The 20,746-nt window shown below is 72.1% G+C and carries 22 protein-coding genes and 1 pseudogene; 9 read left to right on the top strand and 14 right to left on the bottom strand.

Translation table 11 applies throughout. The features are described 5' to 3' along the window. From ABZ564_RS31545 to ABZ564_RS31530, 4 genes and pseudogenes are all read right to left on the bottom strand, one after another. Window positions 1-96: pseudogene (locus ABZ564_RS31545) on the bottom strand (hydroxymethylbilane synthase); the annotation flags it as partial. Continuing rightward, window positions 57-1,187, bottom strand: a complete 1,131-nt coding sequence (locus tag ABZ564_RS31540; protein WP_360862757.1) for an Mrp/NBP35 family ATP-binding protein — start codon at window positions 1,185-1,187, stop codon at window positions 57-59. The pseudogene ABZ564_RS31545 and the gene ABZ564_RS31540, both read right to left, overlap by 40 nt. Before the next feature lie 44 nt (window positions 1,188-1,231). Next, the gene (locus tag ABZ564_RS31535) at window positions 1,232-1,786 is read right to left on the bottom strand and encodes a DUF1003 domain-containing protein (protein WP_360862755.1); all 555 of its coding nucleotides are present in this window, start codon (window positions 1,784-1,786) and stop codon (window positions 1,232-1,234) included. Continuing rightward, on the bottom strand, window positions 1,776-3,050 hold the full coding sequence (locus ABZ564_RS31530) for a CBS domain-containing protein (RefSeq protein ID WP_360862753.1): 1,275 nt from the start codon (window positions 3,048-3,050) through the stop codon (window positions 1,776-1,778). The genes ABZ564_RS31535 and ABZ564_RS31530 overlap by 11 nt, the downstream gene beginning before the upstream one ends. Before the next feature lie 204 nt (window positions 3,051-3,254). On the opposite strand from ABZ564_RS31530, the gene ABZ564_RS31525 reads away from it, so the two are divergent. Further along, entirely contained in the window at window positions 3,255-4,025 is a 771-nt protein-coding gene (locus ABZ564_RS31525; protein WP_360862751.1) for a hypothetical protein, read from the top strand. 25 nt (window positions 4,026-4,050) lie between these two features. On the opposite strand, the gene ABZ564_RS31520 is transcribed toward ABZ564_RS31525, so the two are convergent. Continuing rightward, entirely contained in the window at window positions 4,051-4,566 is a 516-nt protein-coding gene (locus ABZ564_RS31520; RefSeq protein WP_360862749.1) for a hypothetical protein, read from the bottom strand. 35 nt (window positions 4,567-4,601) lie between these two features. Continuing rightward, window positions 4,602-5,723, bottom strand: coding sequence for a magnesium and cobalt transport protein CorA (locus ABZ564_RS31515; protein ID WP_360862747.1), 1,122 nt, complete (start codon window positions 5,721-5,723; stop codon window positions 4,602-4,604). 404 nt (window positions 5,724-6,127) lie between these two features. Between ABZ564_RS31515 and ABZ564_RS31510 the strand changes: the two genes are divergently transcribed. Continuing rightward, complete coding sequence (locus ABZ564_RS31510) at window positions 6,128-6,745, top strand: suppressor of fused domain protein (RefSeq protein ID WP_360862745.1); 618 nt, start codon at window positions 6,128-6,130, stop codon at window positions 6,743-6,745. A gap of 5 nt (window positions 6,746-6,750) precedes the next feature. Here ABZ564_RS31510 and ABZ564_RS31505 read toward each other — a convergent pair whose 3' ends face one another. Continuing rightward, window positions 6,751-7,995, bottom strand: coding sequence for an MFS transporter (locus tag ABZ564_RS31505; RefSeq protein WP_360862743.1), 1,245 nt, complete (start codon window positions 7,993-7,995; stop codon window positions 6,751-6,753). 196 nt (window positions 7,996-8,191) lie between these two features. Between ABZ564_RS31505 and ABZ564_RS31500 the strand changes: the two genes are divergently transcribed. The 3 genes from ABZ564_RS31500 to ABZ564_RS31490 all read left to right on the top strand — a co-directional run bounded on the left by ABZ564_RS31500 (window position 8,192) and on the right by ABZ564_RS31490 (window position 10,538). Further along, a complete protein-coding gene (locus tag ABZ564_RS31500) occupies window positions 8,192-8,836 on the top strand; it encodes a DUF6758 family protein (protein ID WP_360862741.1) in 645 nt (214 codons plus the stop codon). Between the two features lie 87 nt (window positions 8,837-8,923). Continuing rightward, a complete protein-coding gene (locus ABZ564_RS31495) occupies window positions 8,924-9,790 on the top strand; it encodes a PHP domain-containing protein (protein ID WP_360862739.1) in 867 nt (288 codons plus the stop codon). A gap of 142 nt (window positions 9,791-9,932) precedes the next feature. Continuing rightward, window positions 9,933-10,538, top strand: coding sequence for a MarC family protein (locus tag ABZ564_RS31490; protein WP_360862737.1), 606 nt, complete (start codon window positions 9,933-9,935; stop codon window positions 10,536-10,538). Between the two features lie 98 nt (window positions 10,539-10,636). Here ABZ564_RS31490 and ABZ564_RS31485 read toward each other — a convergent pair whose 3' ends face one another. Further along, window positions 10,637-10,789, bottom strand: a complete 153-nt coding sequence (locus tag ABZ564_RS31485; protein WP_352278284.1) for a hypothetical protein — start codon at window positions 10,787-10,789, stop codon at window positions 10,637-10,639. A gap of 221 nt (window positions 10,790-11,010) precedes the next feature. Between ABZ564_RS31485 and ABZ564_RS31480 the strand changes: the two genes are divergently transcribed. Continuing rightward, the gene (locus tag ABZ564_RS31480; RefSeq protein WP_360862735.1) at window positions 11,011-11,898 is read left to right on the top strand and encodes an NYN domain-containing protein; all 888 of its coding nucleotides are present in this window, start codon (window positions 11,011-11,013) and stop codon (window positions 11,896-11,898) included. Between the two features lie 36 nt (window positions 11,899-11,934). On the opposite strand, the gene ABZ564_RS31475 is transcribed toward ABZ564_RS31480, so the two are convergent. Next, a complete protein-coding gene (locus tag ABZ564_RS31475; RefSeq protein WP_360862733.1) occupies window positions 11,935-12,783 on the bottom strand; it encodes an alpha/beta hydrolase in 849 nt (282 codons plus the stop codon). A 398-nt stretch (window positions 12,784-13,181) separates the two neighbouring features. Further along, on the bottom strand, window positions 13,182-15,089 hold the full coding sequence (locus tag ABZ564_RS31470; protein ID WP_360862759.1) for a DEAD/DEAH box helicase: 1,908 nt from the start codon (window positions 15,087-15,089) through the stop codon (window positions 13,182-13,184). A 447-nt stretch (window positions 15,090-15,536) separates the two neighbouring features. On the opposite strand from ABZ564_RS31470, the gene ABZ564_RS31465 reads away from it, so the two are divergent. Further along, window positions 15,537-16,271: a ferritin-like fold-containing protein gene (locus ABZ564_RS31465; protein ID WP_360862732.1), complete on the top strand. Its 735-nt coding sequence runs from the start codon at window positions 15,537-15,539 to the stop codon at window positions 16,269-16,271. Between the two features lie 12 nt (window positions 16,272-16,283). Here the strand turns inward: ABZ564_RS31465 and ABZ564_RS31460 are convergent, their stop codons facing one another. The 4 genes from ABZ564_RS31460 to ABZ564_RS31445 all read right to left on the bottom strand — a co-directional run bounded on the left by ABZ564_RS31460 (window position 16,284) and on the right by ABZ564_RS31445 (window position 18,138). Beyond that, a complete protein-coding gene (locus ABZ564_RS31460; protein WP_360862730.1) occupies window positions 16,284-16,553 on the bottom strand; it encodes a hypothetical protein in 270 nt (89 codons plus the stop codon). Between the two features lie 200 nt (window positions 16,554-16,753). Next, entirely contained in the window at window positions 16,754-16,981 is a 228-nt protein-coding gene (locus ABZ564_RS31455; RefSeq protein ID WP_024490505.1) for a DUF3107 domain-containing protein, read from the bottom strand. A gap of 131 nt (window positions 16,982-17,112) precedes the next feature. Beyond that, window positions 17,113-17,754 carry a TetR/AcrR family transcriptional regulator gene (locus ABZ564_RS31450; RefSeq protein WP_093549980.1) on the bottom strand — a complete coding sequence of 214 codons (642 nt, stop codon included), beginning with the start codon at window positions 17,752-17,754 and terminating at the stop codon, window positions 17,113-17,115. A 168-nt stretch (window positions 17,755-17,922) separates the two neighbouring features. Further along, on the bottom strand, window positions 17,923-18,138 hold the full coding sequence (locus ABZ564_RS31445) for a hypothetical protein (RefSeq protein ID WP_360862728.1): 216 nt from the start codon (window positions 18,136-18,138) through the stop codon (window positions 17,923-17,925). Between the two features lie 110 nt (window positions 18,139-18,248). Here ABZ564_RS31445 and ABZ564_RS31440 point away from each other — a divergent pair, with 110 nt between their 5' ends. Then, window positions 18,249-19,214, top strand: coding sequence for an alpha/beta hydrolase (locus tag ABZ564_RS31440; protein WP_360862727.1), 966 nt, complete (start codon window positions 18,249-18,251; stop codon window positions 19,212-19,214). After that, entirely contained in the window at window positions 19,199-20,539 is a 1,341-nt protein-coding gene (locus ABZ564_RS31435) for a DUF3152 domain-containing protein (RefSeq protein WP_360862725.1), read from the top strand. Before ABZ564_RS31440 ends, ABZ564_RS31435 begins: the two co-directional genes overlap by 16 nt. Window positions 20,540-20,746 lie beyond the last annotated feature (207 nt).

The raw sequence follows: 20,746 nt of genomic DNA, 5'->3' as shown, positions 1-20,746 counted from the left end.
ACCCACGGGTGCGGAGCAGCCGGCCTCCAGGGCGGCGAGCAGGGCACGCTCGGCGGTCACGGCGGCCCGGGTGTACGGGTCGTCGAGCTCGGCGACAGGCCGCGCTGACGGCCGCTCAGCTTGCCCGCGATGGTGCGCAGCGCCTTGCCGGCGGGGGAGTCGGGGTCGGACAGCACGACGGGCTTGCCCTCGTCGCCGCCCTCGCGCAGCCGTACGTCGATCGGGATGGCGCCCAGCACCGGCACCTCGGCGCCGACCGTCTTCGTCAGCCCCTCGGCGACCTTGGCCCCGCCGCCCGAGCCGAAGACGTCGACCATCTCGTCGCAGTGCGGGCACGGCATGCCCGACATGTTCTCGACGACACCGACGATCTTCTGGTGGGTCTGGACGGCGATCGAGCCGGCCCGCTCGGCCACCTCTGCGGCGGCCTGCTGCGGGGTCGTGACGACCAGGATCTCCGCGTTCGGCACGAGCTGGGCCACCGAGATCGCGATGTCACCGGTGCCCGGCGGCAGGTCGAGCAGCAGGACGTCCAGGTCGCCCCAGAACACGTCGGCCAGGAACTGCTGGAGCGCGCGGTGCAGCATCGGGCCGCGCCAGACCACCGGGGCGTTGCCCGGGGTGAACATGCCGATCGAGATGACCTTCACGCCGTGCGAGGACGGCGGCATGATCATGTTCTCGACCTGGGTCGGCCTGCCGTCCACGCCGAGCATCCGGGGCACGCTGTGACCGTAGATGTCCGCGTCCACGACACCGACCTTGAGCCCGTCCGCCGCCATCGCCGCGGCCAGGTTCACCGTCACCGAGGACTTGCCGACGCCGCCCTTGCCGGAGGCGACCGCGTACACCCGGGTCAGCGAGCCGGGCTTCGCGAAGGGCACCTCGCGCTCCGCCGTACCGCCGCGCAGCGAGGTCGCGAGCTCCTTGCGCTGCTCGTCGCTCATGACGTCGAGGGTGACGTCGACCCGGGACACGCCCTCGACGCGGGCCACCGCGTCGGTCACGTTCCGGGTGATCGTCTCGCGCATGGGACAGCCGGAGACGGTGAGGTACACCGTGACTGCGACCACACCGTCAGGATCGATGTCGACCGATTTCACCATGCCCAGCTCGGTGATCGGACGGTGGATCTCGGGGTCGTTCACTGTCGCCAGTGCCTCAAGCACCGCGTCTTCCGTAGCCATACGGACGATGTTACGGCGCCTGTGGCTACGCGTGGGTAGCCACGTCAGCGGTCTTCGTCACTCTCGGCCGACAGCAGCGCCCGCCGGTCGTCCAGGTCCTTCACCAGGTCCTCCAGCTCGGAGCGGATCCAGTCCCGGGTGGCGACCTCGCCCAGGCCCATCCGCAGCGCCGCGATCTCCCTGGTCAGGTACTCGGTGTCGGCGATGGAGCGCTCGTTCTGCTTGCGGTCCTGCTCGTGCGTGACCCGGTCCCGGTCGTCCTGCCGGTTCTGCGCGAGCAGGATCAGCGGAGCCGCGTACGACGCCTGGAGCGAGAGCATCAGGGTCAGGAAGATGAACGGGTACTCGTCGAACCGCAGATGCTCCGGCGCGAAGATGTTCCACGCCACCCAGACGATGATGATCAGCGTCATCCAGACGATGAACCGGCCGGTGCCCAGGAAGCGCGCGATGCGCTCCGAGAACCGGCCGAACGCCTCGGGGTCGTACTCCGGCAGCAGCCTGCGGCGCGGCGCCTTCGGCTGGTCGAGCCGGTAGCGCGGCGTGCGGGTCAGGGCCGTCGAGCCGTTCGAGGCCCTGGAGCGGTCCTCACCGGTCACGGAGCACCCCCTCCTGGCCGTGGAAGTCGGTCTCCCGCCAGTCCTCCGGCAGCAGGTGGTCCAGCACGTCGTCGACCGTCACCGCACCGAGCAGCGAGCCGCTCTCGTCCACCACCGGCACCGAGACCAGGTTGTACGCCGCCAGATAGCTGGTCACCACCGACAGCGGGGTGTCCGGCGGCAGCGGCACCAGGTCGCTGTCGAGGAGCGAGCTGACCAGGGTGAACGGCGGATCGCGCAGCAGCCGCTGGAAGTGCACCGTGCCCAGGTACTTGCCCGTCGGCGTCTCGTCCGGCGACCGGCACACGTACACCTGCGCGGCGAGCGCCGGTGACAGGTCCGACTGGCGGACCCGGGCGAGCGCGTCGGCGACCGTGGCGTCCGGGCGCAGGATGACCGGTTCCGTCGTCATGAGGCCGCCCGCGGTGCGCTCCTCGTACGACATCAGCCGCCGCACGTCCGCCGCGTCGCCCGGGCGCATCAGCGTCAGCAGCCGCTCCTTGTCCTCCTCCGGCAGCTCGGAGAGCAGGTCGGCCGCGTCGTCCGGGTCCATCGCCTCCAGGACGTCCGCCGCGCGCTCCTCCTGGAGCTTGCCGATGATCTCCACCTGGTCGTCCTCGGGCAGCTCCTCCAGGACGTCGGCGAGGCGGTCGTCGTCCAGCGCGGCCGCGACCTCCGCCCGCCGCTTCGGAGTCAGGTGGTGCAGGGCGTTGGCGACGTCGGCGGGGCGCAGCTTCTCGAAGGTGGCCACCAGGGACTCGGCGCCCTGCCCGTGCTCCTCCAGCGAGAAACCTTTCACCGCCGACCACTCGACGGTCAGTGTCTCGCCCTTGCGGCGCAGCGCCCCGCCCCGGCCCTTGCGGACGAAGTACTTGTCGATCTCCCAGTCCCGGCGGGCCGGCAGCTGCTGGATCGCCACGTCCAGGATGGTGACCTCCTCGTCCGTCTCCACCAGACGCACCCGGCGGTCGAGGAACTCGCCGAGCACCAGGCGTTCGGTGGGCCGCTGCTCGAAGCGCCGCATGTTGACCACTCCGGTGGTGATCACCTGCCCCGACTCCACGCCCGTCACCCGGGTCATCGGCAGGAAGATCCGCCGCCGGCTCACCACCTCGACGACCATGCCGAGCAGCCGGGGCGGACGGCCGCCCACCCGCAGCATCGCGACCAGGTCGCGCACGCGCCCCACCTGGTCGCCGTTGGGATCGAAGACCGGCACACCCGACAGGTGCGAGACGAAAACCCGGGGCGTGACCGGTGTCATCCCTGCGCCTCCTCGCTCGCGTCCGGGCGCCGGGGCTGCCCGCTTCCGACGGTTATCGCACTGTTATGACGTGATCAGGCTAGCCCGTACCCTCGCGGACCGCCCCGGCGGACCGTCCGTACGGCTCTGGGGCCATTGGCGTAGGCCACCCGGGTACGCTGCCGTCTGCCACCCCCCACCATGGAGACGAGAGGCAGTGCGCCTGTGACCTCTTCCGCCCCGGCCGTCCGCGCCCGCCGCCGGACCGCTTCCCTCGCCGTCGTGCTCTGCGCGGGGCTGACCGCGGCCCTGACCGCGTGCGGGGGCGAGGACCCGGACAAGGGGACCAACGGCGTCGGCAAGCTCTCCGCGCCGGAGATCGAGAAGAAGGCGCAGGCCGCGGCGGACTCCGCCGACGCGGTGCACCTCGCCGGGACGCTGGTCGGCAAGGGCGGCACGTACAAGATCGACATGCGGCTCAAGGACGAGGGCGGCGCGGGCTCCGTCACCTCGAAGAACAGCACCTTCACGCTGCTGCGGACCGGTGACGAGCTCTACCTCAAGGCCGATGCCGGCTTCTGGAGCCACGACGAGGAGGGCGGGGCGGACGCCGGCGGGGAGGGCGCGTCGGCGGCGGACAAGCTGCGGGACAAGTACGTCAAGGTCCCCGAGGACGACCCCACGTACGAACAGCTGAGCGGCTTCACCGACAAGAAGGTGCTGCTCGACGGGATGCTCACGCTGCACGGCGAGCTCACCAAGGGCGACCGCGACGAGGTCACCGGGGTGCGCACGGTGCGGATCATGGGCGGCGAGGGCGCGGGCGGCGCGCTCGACGTCTCGTTGGAGGGCAAGCCGTATCCGCTGCGCTTCGCCCGGGGCGGTGGCGGTGGCGTGATCACGCTCGCCGACTGGGGCGAGGACTTCACGCTGCGGGCCCCCGCCGAGGACGAGACCGTCGACTACGGCAAGCAGCTCCCCAGGACGTCGTCCTGAGGCCGTCCCGGGCGGCCTCCTGGCGCTAACGGCGCAGCGAGCGCTTCAGCAGGCGCGGCAGGCCCGCCGGGACCGGAAGCCGGGTCGTCGCCGTCGTCGGCAGCGGCGCGGCCGCTCCGGAGGTCTCCGGCAGCTCGGTGCGCGCGTCGAGGGGCGTGAGCCGTACGACCCGGCACTCGCGCGCCCACCGCTCCGGCATCCGCTCCGCGTCCGGCGCGTTCAGCCGCTTGCCCTTCAGCTCGGCGACGGCGGCCTCCCACGCGTCGGAGTGCGGGGCGAGCACGGTGACCGAGGCCGACCAGGCGACGAGACGGCCGCCCTTGTCCTTGCTGCGGACGGTCACCTCCGCGGTGGCGCCCTCGGTGAGACCGGCCGGCAGCGGCTGCTCGCCGGGACCGTCGCCGACCAGGTGCGCGGCGCCCTCGTGCCATACGTGCCACAGCGCACGCGCCGGACCGGTGGAGCGCACCCAGACGAGGCCCGACTTCTTCGTGGCCTCCTCGACGAGGGCCGGCCCGAGCAGCGTGTCAGCAGCAGTCATGAGGCAGAGCTTAGAACGTCGGTGGACGGGGAAGCTCAGAGCCAGCCGTTGCGCTTGAGCATGCGGTGGATGGAGAAGCAGACCACGCCGATGAAGCCCATCACCATCGGGTAGCCGTACGTCCAGCGCAGCTCCGGCATGTGCTCGAAGTTCATGCCGTAGACCCCGCAGATCATCGTCGGCACGGCGACGATCGCCGCCCAGGACGTGATCTTGCGCATGTCCTCGTTCTGCGCGACGGTCGCCTGCGCCAGGTTGGCCTGGAGGATGGAGTTCAGCAGCTCGTCGAAGCCGATGACCTCTTCCTGGACGCGCACCAGGTGGTCGGCGACGTCCCGGAAGTACTTCTGGATGTCCGGGTCGATCAGCCGCATCGGGCGCTCGCTCAGCAGCTGCATCGGACGCAGCAGCGGGGAGACGGCCCGCTTGAACTCCAGCACCTCGCGCTTGAGCTGGTAGATCCGTCCGGCGTCCGAGCCGCGCGAACTTCCCTTGTCCGGTGTGGAGAAAACCTCGATCTCCACCTCGTCGATGTCGTCCTGCACCGCACCCGCCACCGCGATGTAGCCGTCGACGACATGGTCGGCGAGGGAGTGCAGCACCGCGGACGGGCCCTTGGCGAGCAGCTCGGGGTCGTCCTCCAGCCGGTGGCGCAGCGCGCGCAGCGAGCCGTGGCCGCCGTGCCGGACGGTGATGACGAAGTCCCGGCCGGTGAAGCACATGACCTCGCCGGTCTCCACGACCTCGCTGGTCGCGGTCAGTTCGGCGTGCTCGATGTAGTGGATGGTCTTGAAGACCGTGAACAGGGTGTCGTCGTACCGTTCCAGCTTCGGGCGCTGGTGGGCGTGGACCGCGTCCTCCACGGCCAGCGGGTGCAGCCCGAACTCCCGGGCGATGCCCGCGAACTCCTCCTCGGTCGGCTCGTGCAGGCCGATCCAGGCGAAACCGCCGTTCTCGCGCACCCGGAGCATCGCCTCGTGCGGCGTGCGGCAGGTGCCGTCCACCTCGGCGATGCGGCGGCCGTCGCGGTAGACCGCGCAGTCGACGACCGCGCTGGAGGCGGAGGGGTCGCGGGTGGTGTCGTAGCTGTTGTGCAGGGGGGCGGTCTTACGCAGGGAGGGGCGCACGACGGCGCGCAGGTCACGGATCATCGACATGGCTGGCTCCTTCACGGAGGGCTGTCGTCGAGGGCCTGGAACAACCCGGAATGGGGACGTGGGCTCACATCCGCAAAGCGGGCGGCACCGCGGCGGCACGATGACGGCGTTCGCTACAGACAGGCAAAAAGGCGTGCTCTTCCGTCGTGCGACATGCCATCGGCCCCGACCGGGTGTCAGATCACGCGGAGAGGCGGTCGGCGGAAGAGCGGTTGGTACTGCACGATCGACTCGGATCCACCGCAGCCCCACCTCCTCCAGCCGGTCCCCCGTGAGGGACGACGTAGTGCCGGGACTTGAGAGCGACGCTTCTGCGTGCTGCCCCGGCCGACACCCCAGGCTAGCAGCCGGTACAGGGCCAATCCCTTACTTTGCCCGTTCCATACGCGTCCTATGCTCGCCGCATGGCAGAAATTCTTGCTCTGGTCGAGGCGCGTCTGCGGACGGCCCTGGGCGAACCGGACGCACGCGCGGCAGTGACGTTTCTCGGAACGGACCGGATCGAGGTGCTCCGGTTCATCGACGGCGACATCGTGCGGTACGCCACACTCGGCATGTCCGCCCAGCCGATGTCCGACCCGACCGCCGTCCTGGCCGACCCGGTGAAGGGCCCGCGCGCCGAACTCGTGCTCTCGGTACGGGGCGGGCTCGCCGATACCGACCAGGTGCTGCGCAAGCTCGCGGTGCTCGCCGCCTCGCCCCAGGTGGAGGGCCTGGTCGTGGCACCCGGCGCCTCGCTGGACGTGGGCGAACCGCTGTGGCCGGGGGCGCCCTTCACCTCGGTGCTGGTCGCGGAGAGCGGGGGGCTGGTGGAGGACCTGGAGCTGGATGAAGCCGTGCTGGGCGGCGGCCGGGAGACGGGCGGAGCCCTGGAGCCGGTGCGCTTTCTGCCGCTGCTGCCGATGACGCACAACGAGGCCGCCTGGAAGCGGGTCCACGGTGCGCAGGCGCTTCAGGAGAAATGGCTCTCGCAGGGGACCGACCTGCGCGATCCCCTGCGGCGTTCCGCGGTTCTGGACTGACGGCCTCAGTCGGCGAAGACCGTGACGCCGTCCTCCGCGGCGTGCTTCGGCTCCAGCTTCTCCGCCTCGTGGGTCAGCGCGGAGCGCCGGACCCCGACCACGACCGCGCCCAGGAGCGAGGCGACGGCGGCGACCACGAAGGGGATGTGGATGCTGCTCCACTCCTCGATCTTCGGGGCCAGATAGGGCGCCGCGGCGGCGGCGAACCAGCGGACGAAGTTGTAGCCCGCGCTGGCCACGGGGCGCGGCGCGTCCGAGACGCCGAGCGCCAGCTCCGTGTACACGGTGTTGTTCATGCCGATGAGGGCGCCGGAGACGATGGTGCAGACGATGGCCGTGGTGTGGCTGCCGTAGCCGAGGACCAGCAGGTCGGCGGCGAGCAGCACCAGTGAGGCGCCGAGCACCTTCAGCGAGCCGAACCGCTGCTGCAGCCGGGGCGCGACGAGCACCGAGAAGACGGCGAGCAGCAGGCCCCAGGCGAAGAAGACGGCGCCGGACTTGTACGGCGTCATGTTCAGCACGAACGGGGTGAACGCCAGGATCGTGAAGAACGCGTAGTTGTAGAAGAACGCGGAGGCGGCGACGGAGGCGAGCCCGCCGTGGCCGAGCGCCTTGAGGGGGTCGAGCAGCGACGTCCTGCGGGCGGGCCGGGGCTGTTCCCTCAGGAACGCCGTGATGCAGACGAAGCCGATCGCCATCAGCGCGGCCGTCCCGAAGAACGGGTAGCGCCAGCTGGCGTCACCGAGCAGGGCGCCCAGCAGCGGCCCGCACGCCATGCCGAGGCCGAGCGCCGACTCGTACAGCAGGATCGCCGCCGAGCTGCCGCCGGCCGCCGCGCCGACGATCACCGCGAGCGCGGTCGAGACGAACAGCGCGTTGCCCAGTCCCCAGCCGGCCCGGAAGCCGACCAGTTCGGCGACGGACGAGGAGGTGCCGGAGAGCGCCGCGAAGACCACCACGAGCGCGAGCCCGGCCAGCAGCGTCTTGCGGCCGCCGATGCGGCTGGAGACGAAGCCGGTCACCAGCATCGCGACGGCGGTGATCAGGAAGTACGAGGTGAAGAGCAGCGACACCTGGCTCGGCGTCGCCTCCAGGCCCTTGGCGATGGACGGCAGGATCGGGTCCACCAGGCCGATGCCCATGAACGCGACCACGGAAGCGCCCGCCGTGGCCCAGACGGCCTTGGGCTGACGCAGGATGCTGACCGGCTCCTGATGGAACGGATCCTCCGGTACTGCCTCTGACGGCATGGGCCTCTCCCTCTCCGCTGGATCGATGGGCTATGCACAGAATAAGTTAGAGAATCTAATGAATGCAAGCTACATCTAAATTGGCCGGTGAGGAGTCCGGTGGCCGGGCGTTACGGGGGGAAGGAAGTCCGGGTGCGCGCCGCGCGAGGGCGACCGTCCTTGACGCGGCGAGGGCCGGAGAGGACCGTTGGACGGTATGAGGGGCGAACCAAGCTGCCCGAAGTGTGGAGGCCGGGTCCGGGCGCCCGGGCTTTTCGCCGACTCCTGGCAGTGCGATGTCCATGGTGGCGTGCATCCGCTCCAGCCGGTCGTCCCGCCGAGCGTCGAGGCGCTCGGCGTGGTGGTGCACCGGGCGCAGGTGCCCGTGTGGATGCCCTGGCCGCTGCCGGTGGGCTGGCTGTTCACGGGCGTGGCCTGCGCCGGGGACGACCGCACCGGCGGACGGGCCACCGCCGTCGCCTGCTCCGGCCCCGGGCCGCTCGGCGGCATGGGCGAGCTGCTGCTCGTCGCGGAGGAGCTGGGCGTCGGGCTCGGTGCGCGGTACGCGGGAATCGACGGCCCCGACCCGGGGCCCTCGCTGCGGGTGGACGGACCCCCGGACTCCAAGGTGCTCGCCGCCGGCCGCCCCACCCCGCTCTGGCACGTCGAGGACGCCCCCTCCGACCGGGCCGTCTTCGCGGGCGAGGCGCGGGGCCTGTGGCTCTGGGCCATCGTGTGGCCCGAGCAGTCCGGGCTGCTCCTGTACGACGAGCTGGTGCTGACGGACCTGCGCGACGCCGGGGGAGAGGTCGACCTGGTGCCCTGCGGCGCGCTCACGTCCCGGCTGTTGACGGGGCCCTGACGACGGCCCGGCGCAAGGCCCGAACCAAGCCCGCGTGCCGGTTATCCTGGGGTGTCCCCCTCCGCCGCGAGCACTGGAGTCCGAGTCGTGCGCATCGACCTGCACACCCACTCCACCGCGTCGGACGGCACGGACAGCCCCGCCGAGCTGGTGCTGGGCGCCGCCGCCGCGGGCCTCGACGTCGTCGCGCTCACCGACCACGACACCGTGCGCGGGCACGCCGAGGCCGTCGCCGCGCTCCCTGAGGGGCTCACGCTCGTCACGGGCGCCGAGCTCTCCTGCCGCGTCGACGGCGTGGGCCTGCACATGCTGGCGTACCTCTTCGACCCGGACGAGCCGGAGTTCGCCCGCGAGCGCGAGCTGGTGCGCGACGACCGGGTGCCACGCGCCCGGGCCATGGTGGGCAAGCTCCGGGAGCTGGGCGTGCCGGTCACCTGGGAGCAGGTCGCCCGGATCGCCGGAGACGGCTCGGTCGGCCGGCCGCACGTCGCCACCGCCCTCGTCGAACTCGGCGTCGTCGCGACCGTCTCCGACGCCTTCACGCCCGACTGGCTCGGGGACGGCGGACGCGCGTACGCCGAGAAGCACGAGCTGGACCCCTTCGACGCGATCCGGCTCGTCAAGGCCGCCGGCGGCGTCACCGTCCTCGCCCACCCGGCCGCCGTCACACGCGGTCGCACGGTCCCCGAGGCCGCGATCGCCGAGCTGGCCACCGCCGGGCTCGACGGCATCGAGGCCGACCACATGGACCACGACGAGCCCACCCGCGCCCGGCTGCGCTCACTCGCCCGCGAGCTGGGGCTGCTGACGACCGGCTCCAGCGACTACCACGGCAGCCGCAAGACCGTGGAACTCGGCGCGTACACCACCGACCCCGAGATCTACGGCGAGATCACCCGGCGCGCCACGGGAGCCTTCCCGGTGCCGGGCGCCGGCGGACCCGCCGCCCGGTAACGGCGGCCGGGTCCTCACCCGCGTACACCGCTCGTCCCCTCAGCGCACCCGCCGCCGTCCGGCATGCCCCGGCGGCCCCCCGGTGCGCCTCCTTCCCGCGGCCACCCACCGCGTTCCCGCTCTCTCCCCGCAAGGCTCACCCGTGTTCGACGTCGCTGTCTTCGGATCCCTTTTCCTCACGCTTTTCGTGATTATGGATCCGCCCGGAATCACTCCGATCTTCCTCGCCCTCACCGCGGGCCGTCCCGCCAAGGTGCAGCGCCGGATGGCGCTCCAGGCCGTCGCCGTCGCCTTCGGGGTGATCGCCGTCTTCGGCGTGCTCGGCCAGCAGATCCTGGACTACCTGCACGTCTCCGTCCCCGCGCTGATGATCGCCGGCGGTCTGCTCCTGCTGCTGATCGCGCTCGACCTGCTGACCGGCAAGACCGACGAGCCGACGCAGACCAAGGACGTCAACGTCGCCCTCGTCCCGCTCGGCATGCCGCTGCTGGCCGGCCCCGGCGCGATCGTCTCCGTGATCCTCGCCGTGCAGCACGCCGACAGCGTGGCGAGCCAGGTCTCCGTCTGGACGGCGATCGTCACCATGCACGTCGTGCTCTGGCTGACCATGCGCTACTCGCTGCTGATCATCCGCGTCATCAAGGACGGCGGCGTCGTGCTCGTCACCAGGCTGGCCGGCATGATGCTGTCCGCCATCGCCGTGCAGCAGATCATCAACGGCGTCACCCAGGTCATCCAGGGCACCTGATCCGGCCCGCGCCCCCGCACGCAACAGCGCCCCCGTACGGACGTTCCGTGCGGGGGCGCTTCGTCTTCGTTACGTCGACAACTCACATCGGCAAGGTGTTATGAAGCCGAACTTTCGGCCGGTCGGATATAGATGCGCTGGCCCGTGGCGGCGGCCTGCTGCACGATCCGGTTGACGGAGGCGGCGTCCACGACGGTGCTGTCCACGGCGGTACCGTCGACGTCGTCGAGTCGCATGATCTCGAAGCGCATAGGGCTTCCCTTCGTCTGATCCTCCTGCTGGAGAACTACTGGGCGGACGGTCTCCCGTCCGCAAGGATGAGGAGCGCCAGGCATGTCTGTCGAGCGCCCCACACCGGGTTCAACGGCTTGCCTCCTGCAAACATTCCCTACGCTAAGGAAATTTTTTGGATGTCTAAGTACCAGCTGGTAATCAAGCGTGTGCGTATCACCGGCGGCGCGACGGGACCCGCATGAACGAGGCGGAGATCGGCGAGCGCCTGGACCGCACCAACGCCCTGCTCGAGCGCGTGCTCGCCGAGGTCTCGAAGACCCCTTCGACCCACGCGATCTTCGTGGACGCGGGGTATGTGTACGCCGCCGCCGGGCTGCTCGTCACCGGCACCGAGGACCGGCGCTCCTTCGATCTCGACGCCGAAGGGCTGATCGAGGCGTTCATCGACAAGGCCCGCACCATCTTCGCGGACAGCAGACTGCTGCGCGTGTACTGGTACGACGGAGCCCGGCGCCGTATCCACACCACCGAGCAGCAGACCATCGCCGAACTCCCCGACGTCAAGGTCAGGCTCGGCAACCTCAACGCCAGCAACCAGCAGAAGGGCGTCGACTCCCTCATCCGCACCGACCTGGAGTCGCTCGCCCGCCACCGGGCCATCAGCGACGCCGCGCTCGTCGGCGGCGACGAGGACCTGGTGTCCGCCGTCGAGGCCGCGCAGGGCTACGGCGCCCGGGTCCACCTGTGGGGCATCGAGGCGGGCGAAGGACGCAACCAGGCGGAGCCGCTGCTCTGGGAGGTGGACAGCCAGCGCACCTTCGACCTGGACTTCTGCCGCCCGTACGTGACCAGACGCGCCGTCACCACCTACGAGGAGGACGCTCCCGCACCCTCCCGCGAGGACGTCCACTTCGTCGGAGCGCAGATCGCGGCCGGCTGGCTCGCCGCACGCGGCCGGGACTCGCTGGCGGACCTGCTGCCCGGCCACCCTTTCCTGCCGGGTTCGGTCGACCAGGACCTGCTGCACGAGGCCGAACGCCTCCTCCAGCGCTCCCTGCGCGGCCACCCGCCGCTGCGGCGGGCGCTGCGCGACGGCTTCTGGCAGCACCTTCAGGCGCAGTACTGAGGACCGCGTCACGGGGAGCCGCGGGGTTGCGGGGAACTACCGCAAACCGTCCCAGAAGGCGACGAGCGCCGCGCTGGTCTCCTCCGGCCGGTCCGTGTTGGGGGAGTGCTCGGCACCCTCGATCCGGGTCCGGTGCGCCCCCAGCCGTACGGCCATCTCGTCGAGCACCGGCACCGGCCAGACGTCGTCGGCCTCACCGGAGACGACGTGGACCGGCAACCCCGCGGCGGCGACCTCGGCCACCCGGTCCGGTTCGGTGGCCAGCTGACGACCCGTCGCGATCAGCTGGGCCGGATGGTGGCGGAGCCAGCGCCGCCGCAGGTCCTCGCCGTCCGTGTCCGCCTCGGCCGGCGGGTCGAAGGCGCGCATCGCGGCCCAGACGTCGTTCATGGTCATGGTCGCCAGCGCGTCACCGAGGATCTTCAGCTTGACCTGCTGCGCCTCGACGACCTCGGCGGGCCCCGAGGACATCAGGGTCAGTGAACGGAACGGCGTGGCGTCGAGCAGGACGGCGGCCCGCCCGATCTGCCCGCCCAGCGAGTGCCCCACCAGGTGCACCGAGCCCTCGCCGGCGCCGAGCGCGGCCGCCTGCGCGAGCACGTCACGGGCCAGTTCGTCCTGGGCGTACGCCCGGGGGTCGTCCGTCCCGGCGCTCTCGAACTGCCCGCGCCCGTCGACGGCGACGGCACGGTAGCCGGCGTCCGTGAGCGGTCGCAGCAGGGCGATGAAGTCCTCCTTGCTGCCGGTGTATCCGGGCACCAGCAGCGCGGTGCCGCGCGGTGTGCCGGAGGGGGCCGCGTCCAGCACGGCGAACTCCCCGCGCGTGGTGGGCAGGGCGCGGGCCCGGGCGCAGGGGGGCGGGATGAAGGTGGGTGGCCTGCTCATGGAACGAGACTAGTGCCGCGGCAGCCGGGGTCTGCCCGGAAGGAGCGGCGTCGGATGCTTCCCCGAGTTCTCGGCTCCGCTCGGACAGGGGAGACCCCACTCCGAGTTTCCGGCTCCGCTCGGACAGGGGAGACCCCACTCCGAGTTCTCGGCTCCGCTCGGACAGGGGAGACCCCGCTTCCCGGCGGGCCGGCCGGAAGCCCTCGTACGGGACGCACCCGGGCTTCCGGCCGGTGCGGCGGGAGGGCGTGCAGGGCGTCGCGACGGGGCGGACCTCTGCCGTCGCGGTACCCGGACGTCCCGCACGGGGCGGCCCTCGGGGATGTCCGGGGGACAGACGGCGGGCGGCCCCGGGGAGGAGTTCCCCGGGGCCGCCCGTCAGCCGGTGCCTGGTCCGCTCAGCTCTCGGCCTTCGCGGTGGCGCGCGGCGCACGGCGCCGGCGCGGCTTGGCCTCGCCCTCGGCGGCCGTGGTCTCCGCCACGGCCTCCGTCTTCGGCTTGGCCGCCGTGCGGGTGCGGCGGCGCACCGGCTCGGGCTCGGAGATCGGCGCGATCTGGAAGTCGACCTCGTCCTCGGCCGGCTTGATCACCCGGGGGCGGCGGCGCGGCCGGGTGACGACGGGCGCCTCCGGCTCGGCCACGGGTGTGGTCTGGAAGGCGGCCTCCTCGGACACCGGCTTGGCCACCCGGGCACGGCGGCGACGCGGCTTGGCCTCCTCGGTCACCGGCTCGGCCACGACGTCGGCGACGGCCTCCTCCTTGGGCTTGGCCACCCGGGCCCGGGTGCGCTTCTTCGGCGCGGCCTCGGCCTCCGGCTCGACCTGCACCGCCACGGGGGCCTCGGCCACGGCCACCGCGGCCTCGGCGGCGACCTCGGCGGCACCGACCCGGGTGCGCCGACGGCGGCGCGGGGTGCGCGGGGCGTCGGTCACCGATTCGGCGTCGACCTCGGCGGCCGGTGCGGGCACGGTGGCCGCGTCCTCGGCGACCGAGGTGCCACCACGGGTGCGACGGCGCTGACGCGGGGTGCGCGGGGCACGCTCCTCACGCACGGCGGGCGCCGGCGCGGCGGACTTGCGGCCACGGCCGCCCGTCTCGCCGAGGTCCTCGATCTCCTCGGCCCCGAGACCGGCACGGGTGCGCTCGGCACGCGGCAGGACACCCTTGGTGCCGGTCGGGATGTCGAGGTCCTCGTACAGGTGCGGGGAGGTCGAGTACGTCTCGACCGGGTCCGGGAACTTCAGGTCCAGGGCCTTGTTGATCAGCTGCCACCGCGGGATGTCGTCCCAGTCGACCAGCGTGATCGCGATGCCCTTGGCGCCCGCGCGGCCGGTGCGGCCGATGCGGTGCAGATAGGTCTTCTCGTCCTCGGGCGACTGGTAGTTGATGACGTGGGTCACGCCCTCGACGTCGATGCCGCGGGCGGCGACGTCGGTGCAGACCAGCACGTCGACCTTGCCGTTGCGGAAGGCGCGCAGCGCCTGCTCGCGGGCGCCCTGGCCGAGGTCGCCGTGGACGGCGCCGGAGGCGAAGCCGCGCTTCTCCAGCTGATCGGCGATGTCCGCCGCGGTGCGCTTGGTGCGGCAGAAGATCATCGCGAGCCCGCGGCCGTCGGCCTGGAGGATGCGCGAGACCATCTCGGGCTTGTCCATCGAGTGGGCGCGGTAGACGTACTGCGCCGTGTTCTTGACGGTCGTGCCCTCGTCGTCGGGCGACGTGGCGTTGATGTGCGTCGGCTGCGACATGTAGCGGCGCGCCAGCGAGATGACCGCGCCCGGCATGGTGGCCGAGAACAGCATGGTCTGGCGCTTCGCCGGCAGCATCGTGATGATGCGCTCGACGTCGGGCAGGAAGCCCAGGTCCAGCATCTCGTCGGCCTCGTCGAGGACGAGCGCGCGGACCTTGGAGAGGTCCAGCTTGCGCTGGCCCGCGAGGTCGAGCAGCCGGCCGGGGGTGCCGACGATCACGTCGACGCCCTTCTTGAGGGCCTCGACCTGGGGCTCGTAGGCCCGGCCGCCGTAGATCGCGAGGACCCGGACGTTGCGCACCTTGCCGGCGGTCAGCAGGTCGTTGGTGACCTGCTGGCACAGCTCGCGGGTGGGAACGACGATCAGGGCCTGCGGGGAGTCGGTCAGGTCCTCGGGCGCGGCGCGGCCCGCCTCGACATCGGCGAGGACGGTGACGCGCTCCAGCAGCGGCAGCCCGAAGCCGAGCGTCTTGCCGGTGCCGGTCTTGGCCTGGCCGATGACGTCGGACCCGGAGAGGGCGACGGGGAGCGTCAGCTCCTGGATGGGAAAGGGGGAGATGATGCCGACGGCCTCAAGGGCCTCGGCCGTCTCGGAAAGAATCCCGAGGTCTCGGAACGTAGTCAGGGTGCTGCCTCTTCTGTGAGACGCGGTCCGAGGCGAACGAAGGGGGTCGTACCGTGCCGGGGTTGGTCATCCGGCGGATGGGCCGGGTGGCGCGGGACCACTGCCGTCGCTCGAGCGCTCGTGCCGCTGAGGGGGCCCCTCATCTGCGGTCGTACGTGTGCACGCACCGCGTGGAGGGCTGTCGGGTCGGAGCCGATCGGGCCACCGACCGGGCATCCTCATTCAATTTCGCGCTACGAGCAGATGCAAAGTGCTCAGTAAGCGCATTACCACTGTACCCCGGATCCGCGCATCTGTGTTGGGCGAATTCGTCGGAACGGTGTGACACCGCTCGACGGCCGGACCCCTCCGCCCCCGCGCGGGCGGGCTATTCTGCGCTGCATGGAGACGCCTGACAACGCCACTGAAGCCCCCGCGACGACCAGAATCGCCGACCAGGACTGGGCCACCGCGTCCGCGCAGCCGCAGTACCGGGCCGCCGTCGTCGATCTGTTGGGCGCCCTCGCCTACGGGGAGCTCGCGGCCTTCGAGCGGCTCGCCGAGGACGCCAAGCTCGCGCCGACCCTGGCCGACAAGGCGGAACTGGCGAAGATGGCGTCCGCCGAGTTCCACCACTTCGAGCAGCTCACACAGCGGCTGACGGCCATCGAGGTGGAGTCGACCGCCGCCATGGAGCCGTTCGCCCGGGCACTCGACGACTTCCACCGCCAGACCGCCCCGTCGGACTGGCTGGAGGGCCTGGTCAAGGCGTACGTCGGTGACTCGATCGCCAGCGACTTCTACCGGGAGGTCGCGGTCCGCCTCGACTCCGACACCCGCTCCCTGGTCCTCGCCGTGCTCGACGACACGGGCCACGGCAACTTCGCCGTCGAGAAGGTGCGCGCGGCGATCGAGGCGGACCCGAGGCTCGGCGGCCGGCTGGCGCTGTGGGCGCGGCGGCTGATGGGCGAGGCGCTCTCGCAGGCGCAGCGCGTGGTCGCGGACCGCGACGCACTGTCGACGATGCTGGTCGGCGGGGTCGCCGACGGCTTCGACCTGGCGGAGGTCGGCCGGATGTTCTCCCGGATCACCGAGGCGCACACCAAGCGCATGGCCGCCCTGGGGCTGGCCGCGTAGGGAGAGCCGGCGTCAGGCGGCGGCCGACCGGCTCAGCCGGCGGCTGCGCGGCCGGATCAGCAGGGACACCGTCACGGCGGCGATCAGCACGGCACCCACCACCACGGCCGCCGGGTGCCCCGGCCCCAGCACCGAGTGCATGAGGGACGCGCCGAACGCGGCCCCGAGCGCCCCCGCGCCGAACACGGTCCGGCGGGCCGGGAGACGGTCCGCCAGCGAGCGCAGCGCCGCCCAGGAGAGGGCCACCGAGAGCACGACGGCGCTCAACGTTTCCACGATCACGGACGATCACCTCGCAGGGATGCGGCACGGGCGCTTCGGTCCTGCTCGTACTACCCGTGAGCGGCCGGTCACAACCCTGCGGCGGACAGGCTTCGCCCGGCCGCCGCACAGCGGAGCCGGAGTGCGCGCGGCGAACGAGGAGCGGCCCGGCGGGGAATCCCCACCGGGCCGCTCCTCGCGGTCTCCGCGTCCGTACGCCCTTACAGCGCGCCGAACCCGACCCGTCGCGTGCTGGGCTCGCCGATCTCCACGTAGGCGATCCGGTCGGCCGGCACGAGGACCTTGCGGCCCTTCTCGTCCGTGAGGCTGAGCAGCTGCGCCTTGCCGGCGAGAGCCTCGGACACCGCGCTCTCGACCTCTTCGGCGGAAAGCCCGCTCTCCAGAACGATCTCCCGGGGCGTGTGCTGCACCCCGATCTTGACCTCCACGGCTATGTCCCTCCGACGGTCAGTCCCTGCGCGGTGAACCGCGCCGTACGCAGCACACATTAGCCCGCTGAGGGGACTCGGCAGAGCGCCTCGGGCCATGCCCGCAGCGAACACGGGCGCCCGCCGGGCGGTCAGTGCTGATCGATGCCGTGCAGGGGGAAGCCGGCGATGCCCCGCCAGGCCAGCGAGGTGAGCAGCTGGACCGCCGTGTCGCGCGGGATGGCCGACCGGCTGGACAGCCAGTACCGGGCGACCACCTGGGACACCCCGCCGAGGCCCACCGCGAGCAGCATGGACTCGTCCTTGGACAGGCCCGTGTCGCCCGCGATCACGTCGGAGATCGCCTCGGCGCACTGGAGCGAGACCCGGTCCACCCGCTCGCGCACGGCGGGCTCGTTGGTCAGGTCGGACTCGAAGACCAGCCGGAAGGCACCGCCCTCGTCCTCGACGTACGCGAAGTACGCGTCCATCGTCGCGGCCACGCGCAGCTTGTTGTCCGTGGTCGACGCGAGCGCCGTGCGCACCGCGTGGAGCAGCGACTCGCAGTGCTGGTCGAGAAGGGCCAGGTAGAGCTCCAGCTTGCCCGGGAAGTGCTGGTAGAGCACCGGCTTGCTGACTCCGGCGCGCTCCGCGATGTCGTCCATCGCCGCAGAGTGGTAGCCCTGCGCGACGAAGACCTCCTGCGCGGCCCCCAGCAGCTGGTTGCGTCGGGCGCGGCGGGGCAGGCGAGTGCCCCGCGGGCGCGCCGCCTCGGTCTGCTCGATGGCTGTCACGCCGCCTCCCAAATTCGTGGTCCGGCACAGCGGTTCCGTACGTGCCGCGCCATACCGACATCGTACTTTTGGGTAACCCCGGTATGCGCGGCGCGGACGCAGAATTTCACGGACCGGACGGCTGCGGTAGCCACAGATCGCCCGGGCCGGGACGCAGAGCAGGACGTATCAGCGGTAATCGTCCTCGTCCTGGGGAACCACGCGGGCCTGGTCCGCCGCGTCCGCCTCGCTGGCGCCGCCGGGGTCGAGGTCCGTGAGCGGTTCGTCGCTCTCCGGACGCAGCTCGGTGTGCTGCTCGGCGGCGTCCGCGTCGGGTGTCTCCTGGTCGGGTTCGTCCGGCTGGACGTCCTCGAAGGTCTCCGGGTCCCTCGGGTCCACCGTCATGGTGACTCCCTTCCTCGGTTCGAGCCTATGAGGTACCCCCGAAAGCCGCTATGCGATCGTGTGACGGCGAACACATGAACCCCCGTGTGATCATCTCGTAACATTGCCGCATGTCTTCGACCGAGCTGCCGGGAGTCCGCGCCGCCGCCGCAGCGGTGGCACCCACGGTGAGCACCGTCAGGGTCGCGGAGGGGGAGCGGCTGCGCTCCGTCGAGCTGCCCGGTCTGACGCTCACCCTCCGTTCACGGCCGTCCCGGCGGTCCGGACTGCCGCCCGCCCTCTTCGTGCACGGGCTCGGCGGCTCCTCGCAGAACTGGACGGCCCTGATGCCGCTCCTGGAGGACGTGGCCGACTGCGAGGCGGTCGACCTGCCCGGCTTCGGGGACTCGCCGCCCCCGGACGACGGCAACTACTCGGTCACCGGGCACGCCCGCGCCGTCATCCGCCTCCTGGACGCCCAGGAGCGCGGCCCCGTCCACCTGTTCGGCAACTCGATGGGCGGCGCGGTGGCCACCCGGGTCGCCGCGGTCCGCCCCGACCTGGTGCGCACGCTCACCCTCGTCTCGCCCGCGCTCCCCGAGATCCGGGTCCAGCGCTCGGCCGCCCCGACCGCGCTGCTCGCACTCCCGGGCGTCGCTTCCCTGTTCGCCCGGCTCACCCGGGACTGGACCGCGGAGGACCGCACCCGCGGAGTCATGGCACTCTGTTACGGCGATCCGGCACGGGTCTCCGAGACGGGCTTCCGCGACGCGGTGGCCGAAATGGAGCGCCGGCTGGAACTGCCGTACTTCTGGGACGCCATGACGCGTTCCGCCCGTGGCATCGTCGACGCGTACACGCTGGGCGGACAGCACGGGCTGTGGCGTCAGGCCGAGCGGGTGCTCGCGCCGACCCAGCTGGTGTACGGCGGGCGGGACCGGCTCGTCTCGTTCCGGATGGCCCGCAGGGCGTCCGCGGCCTTCCGCGACGCGCGCCTGCTGACACTGCCCGACGCCGGGCACGTGGCGATGATGGAGTACCCGGAGGCGGTCGCCCAGGCGTTCCGGGAATTGCTCGACGAATGCGGCGGGAGCTGATCCGGGGCGTGGGACGACACAGCCGGCAGGGCCCTGTGCCCAGCGCGCCCGGGACCGGGCGGACCGAGGCGGACGAGGCGGGGCGCGAGGCCCCCGGGCCCGCCGCGGGCACCGGACGCCGCAGACGGCAGACCGGACCGGGCGGCCCCGGCCCGTTCCCGGGGGCGCCCGAGGTGCGCGGCGGCCACCCCGAACAGCGTGAACCCGGCGGCGGCTGGGGCGCGGGGCCGAGGCGCTCCCCCGGCGGGCCCGGCCTCCGGGCACCCGCACCCGCCGCCCGGCCCGGCGTCCCGCGTCCCGCGCACCACCAGCAGGCCACCGGTACCCGGCCGCTGATACCGGGCCCGCGGCGCGAGTTCGTCGACGCGTTCGACGAATCGCCCGCACCGCCCGCCCCGCGCCGGCGGAGCGCGGCGCCCGAGGGCCCGTACGGCTCCGTCACCGACTGGGACGCGCGCGAACCGGAACCCCGGCGCGACGAGGCTCCGGCCCCCGCCCCGGCCAAGGACCTCAGGAGCGGGAGGGGCCGCACGTTCACCGGCGTCGCCGCCGCCGCGGTGACCACGGTGCTCGCGGTCGTCGTGGCCGGCCAGGTCGCCCACGACCGCACGGCCGGGAGCGCCGCCGCGCAGGCGGCGGGCGTCGACCGGGACGAGGCGGGCGACGCCTCCCGTTCGGACAGTCGGGCGACCCCGTCCCCGAAGGGAACGGCCGTCAAACCCCTTACGTATGAACAGAAAATGGCCAAGCCCTACCCGCTGTCGCCGGCGATGACGGGCTCGGGGGAGTTCGAGACCGTGCCCGGCTCCGCGAAGGCGCCCGGCAAGGGGACGAAGCACCGCTACCGGATCGACGTCGAGAAGGGGCTCGGCCTCGACGCCCAGCTGTTCGCCCAGGCCGTCCAGAAGACCCTCAACGACGACCGGAGCTGGGCGCACGACGGAGACATGACCTTCGAACGGATCTCGGAGGGGGAACCGGACTTCGTCATCACGCTGGCGAGCCCCGGCACCACCGGCGAGTGGTGCGAGAAGTCGGGCCTGGACACCCTGGAGGACAACGTCTCCTGCGACTCGGCGGCCACCGAGCGCGTGATGATCAACGCCTACCGCTGGGCCCAGGGTTCGGCCACCTTCGGCCCGGACAAGCTGTTCGCGTACCGGCAGATGCTGATCAACCACGAGGTCGGCCACCGGCTCGGCCACAACCATGCGAGCTGCGGGACGCGGGGCGCCCTCGCGCCGGTCATGCAGCAGCAGACCAAGACGCTGGACCTCAACGGCATCGAGTGCCGCCCCAACCCCTGGGTGTATCCCGAGGGCTGAATGGGCATCGGGCCGCGCGAAGAGCGGCCCGTCCGGTGACACTCCGCCTCTATAGCGCGACAGAACGCTACGGGGGCGGGAAAGTTACGCCGGTTCACCCCTTTCGGTGGGGGGGGCGGGGCGCGCTCGCGCGGCCCCCCCCCCCCTTAACCGACGGCGGGCCCGGCCCCGGCGCGGCCCCACCCCGGGCCGGCGGGGCTAGCTCAG

It is taken from the genome of Streptomyces sp. NPDC019224, from assembly GCF_040632605.1.
GTDB lineage: Bacteria > Actinomycetota > Actinomycetes > Streptomycetales > Streptomycetaceae > Streptomyces.
This window is presented reverse-complemented; position numbering and strand designations above follow the sequence as displayed.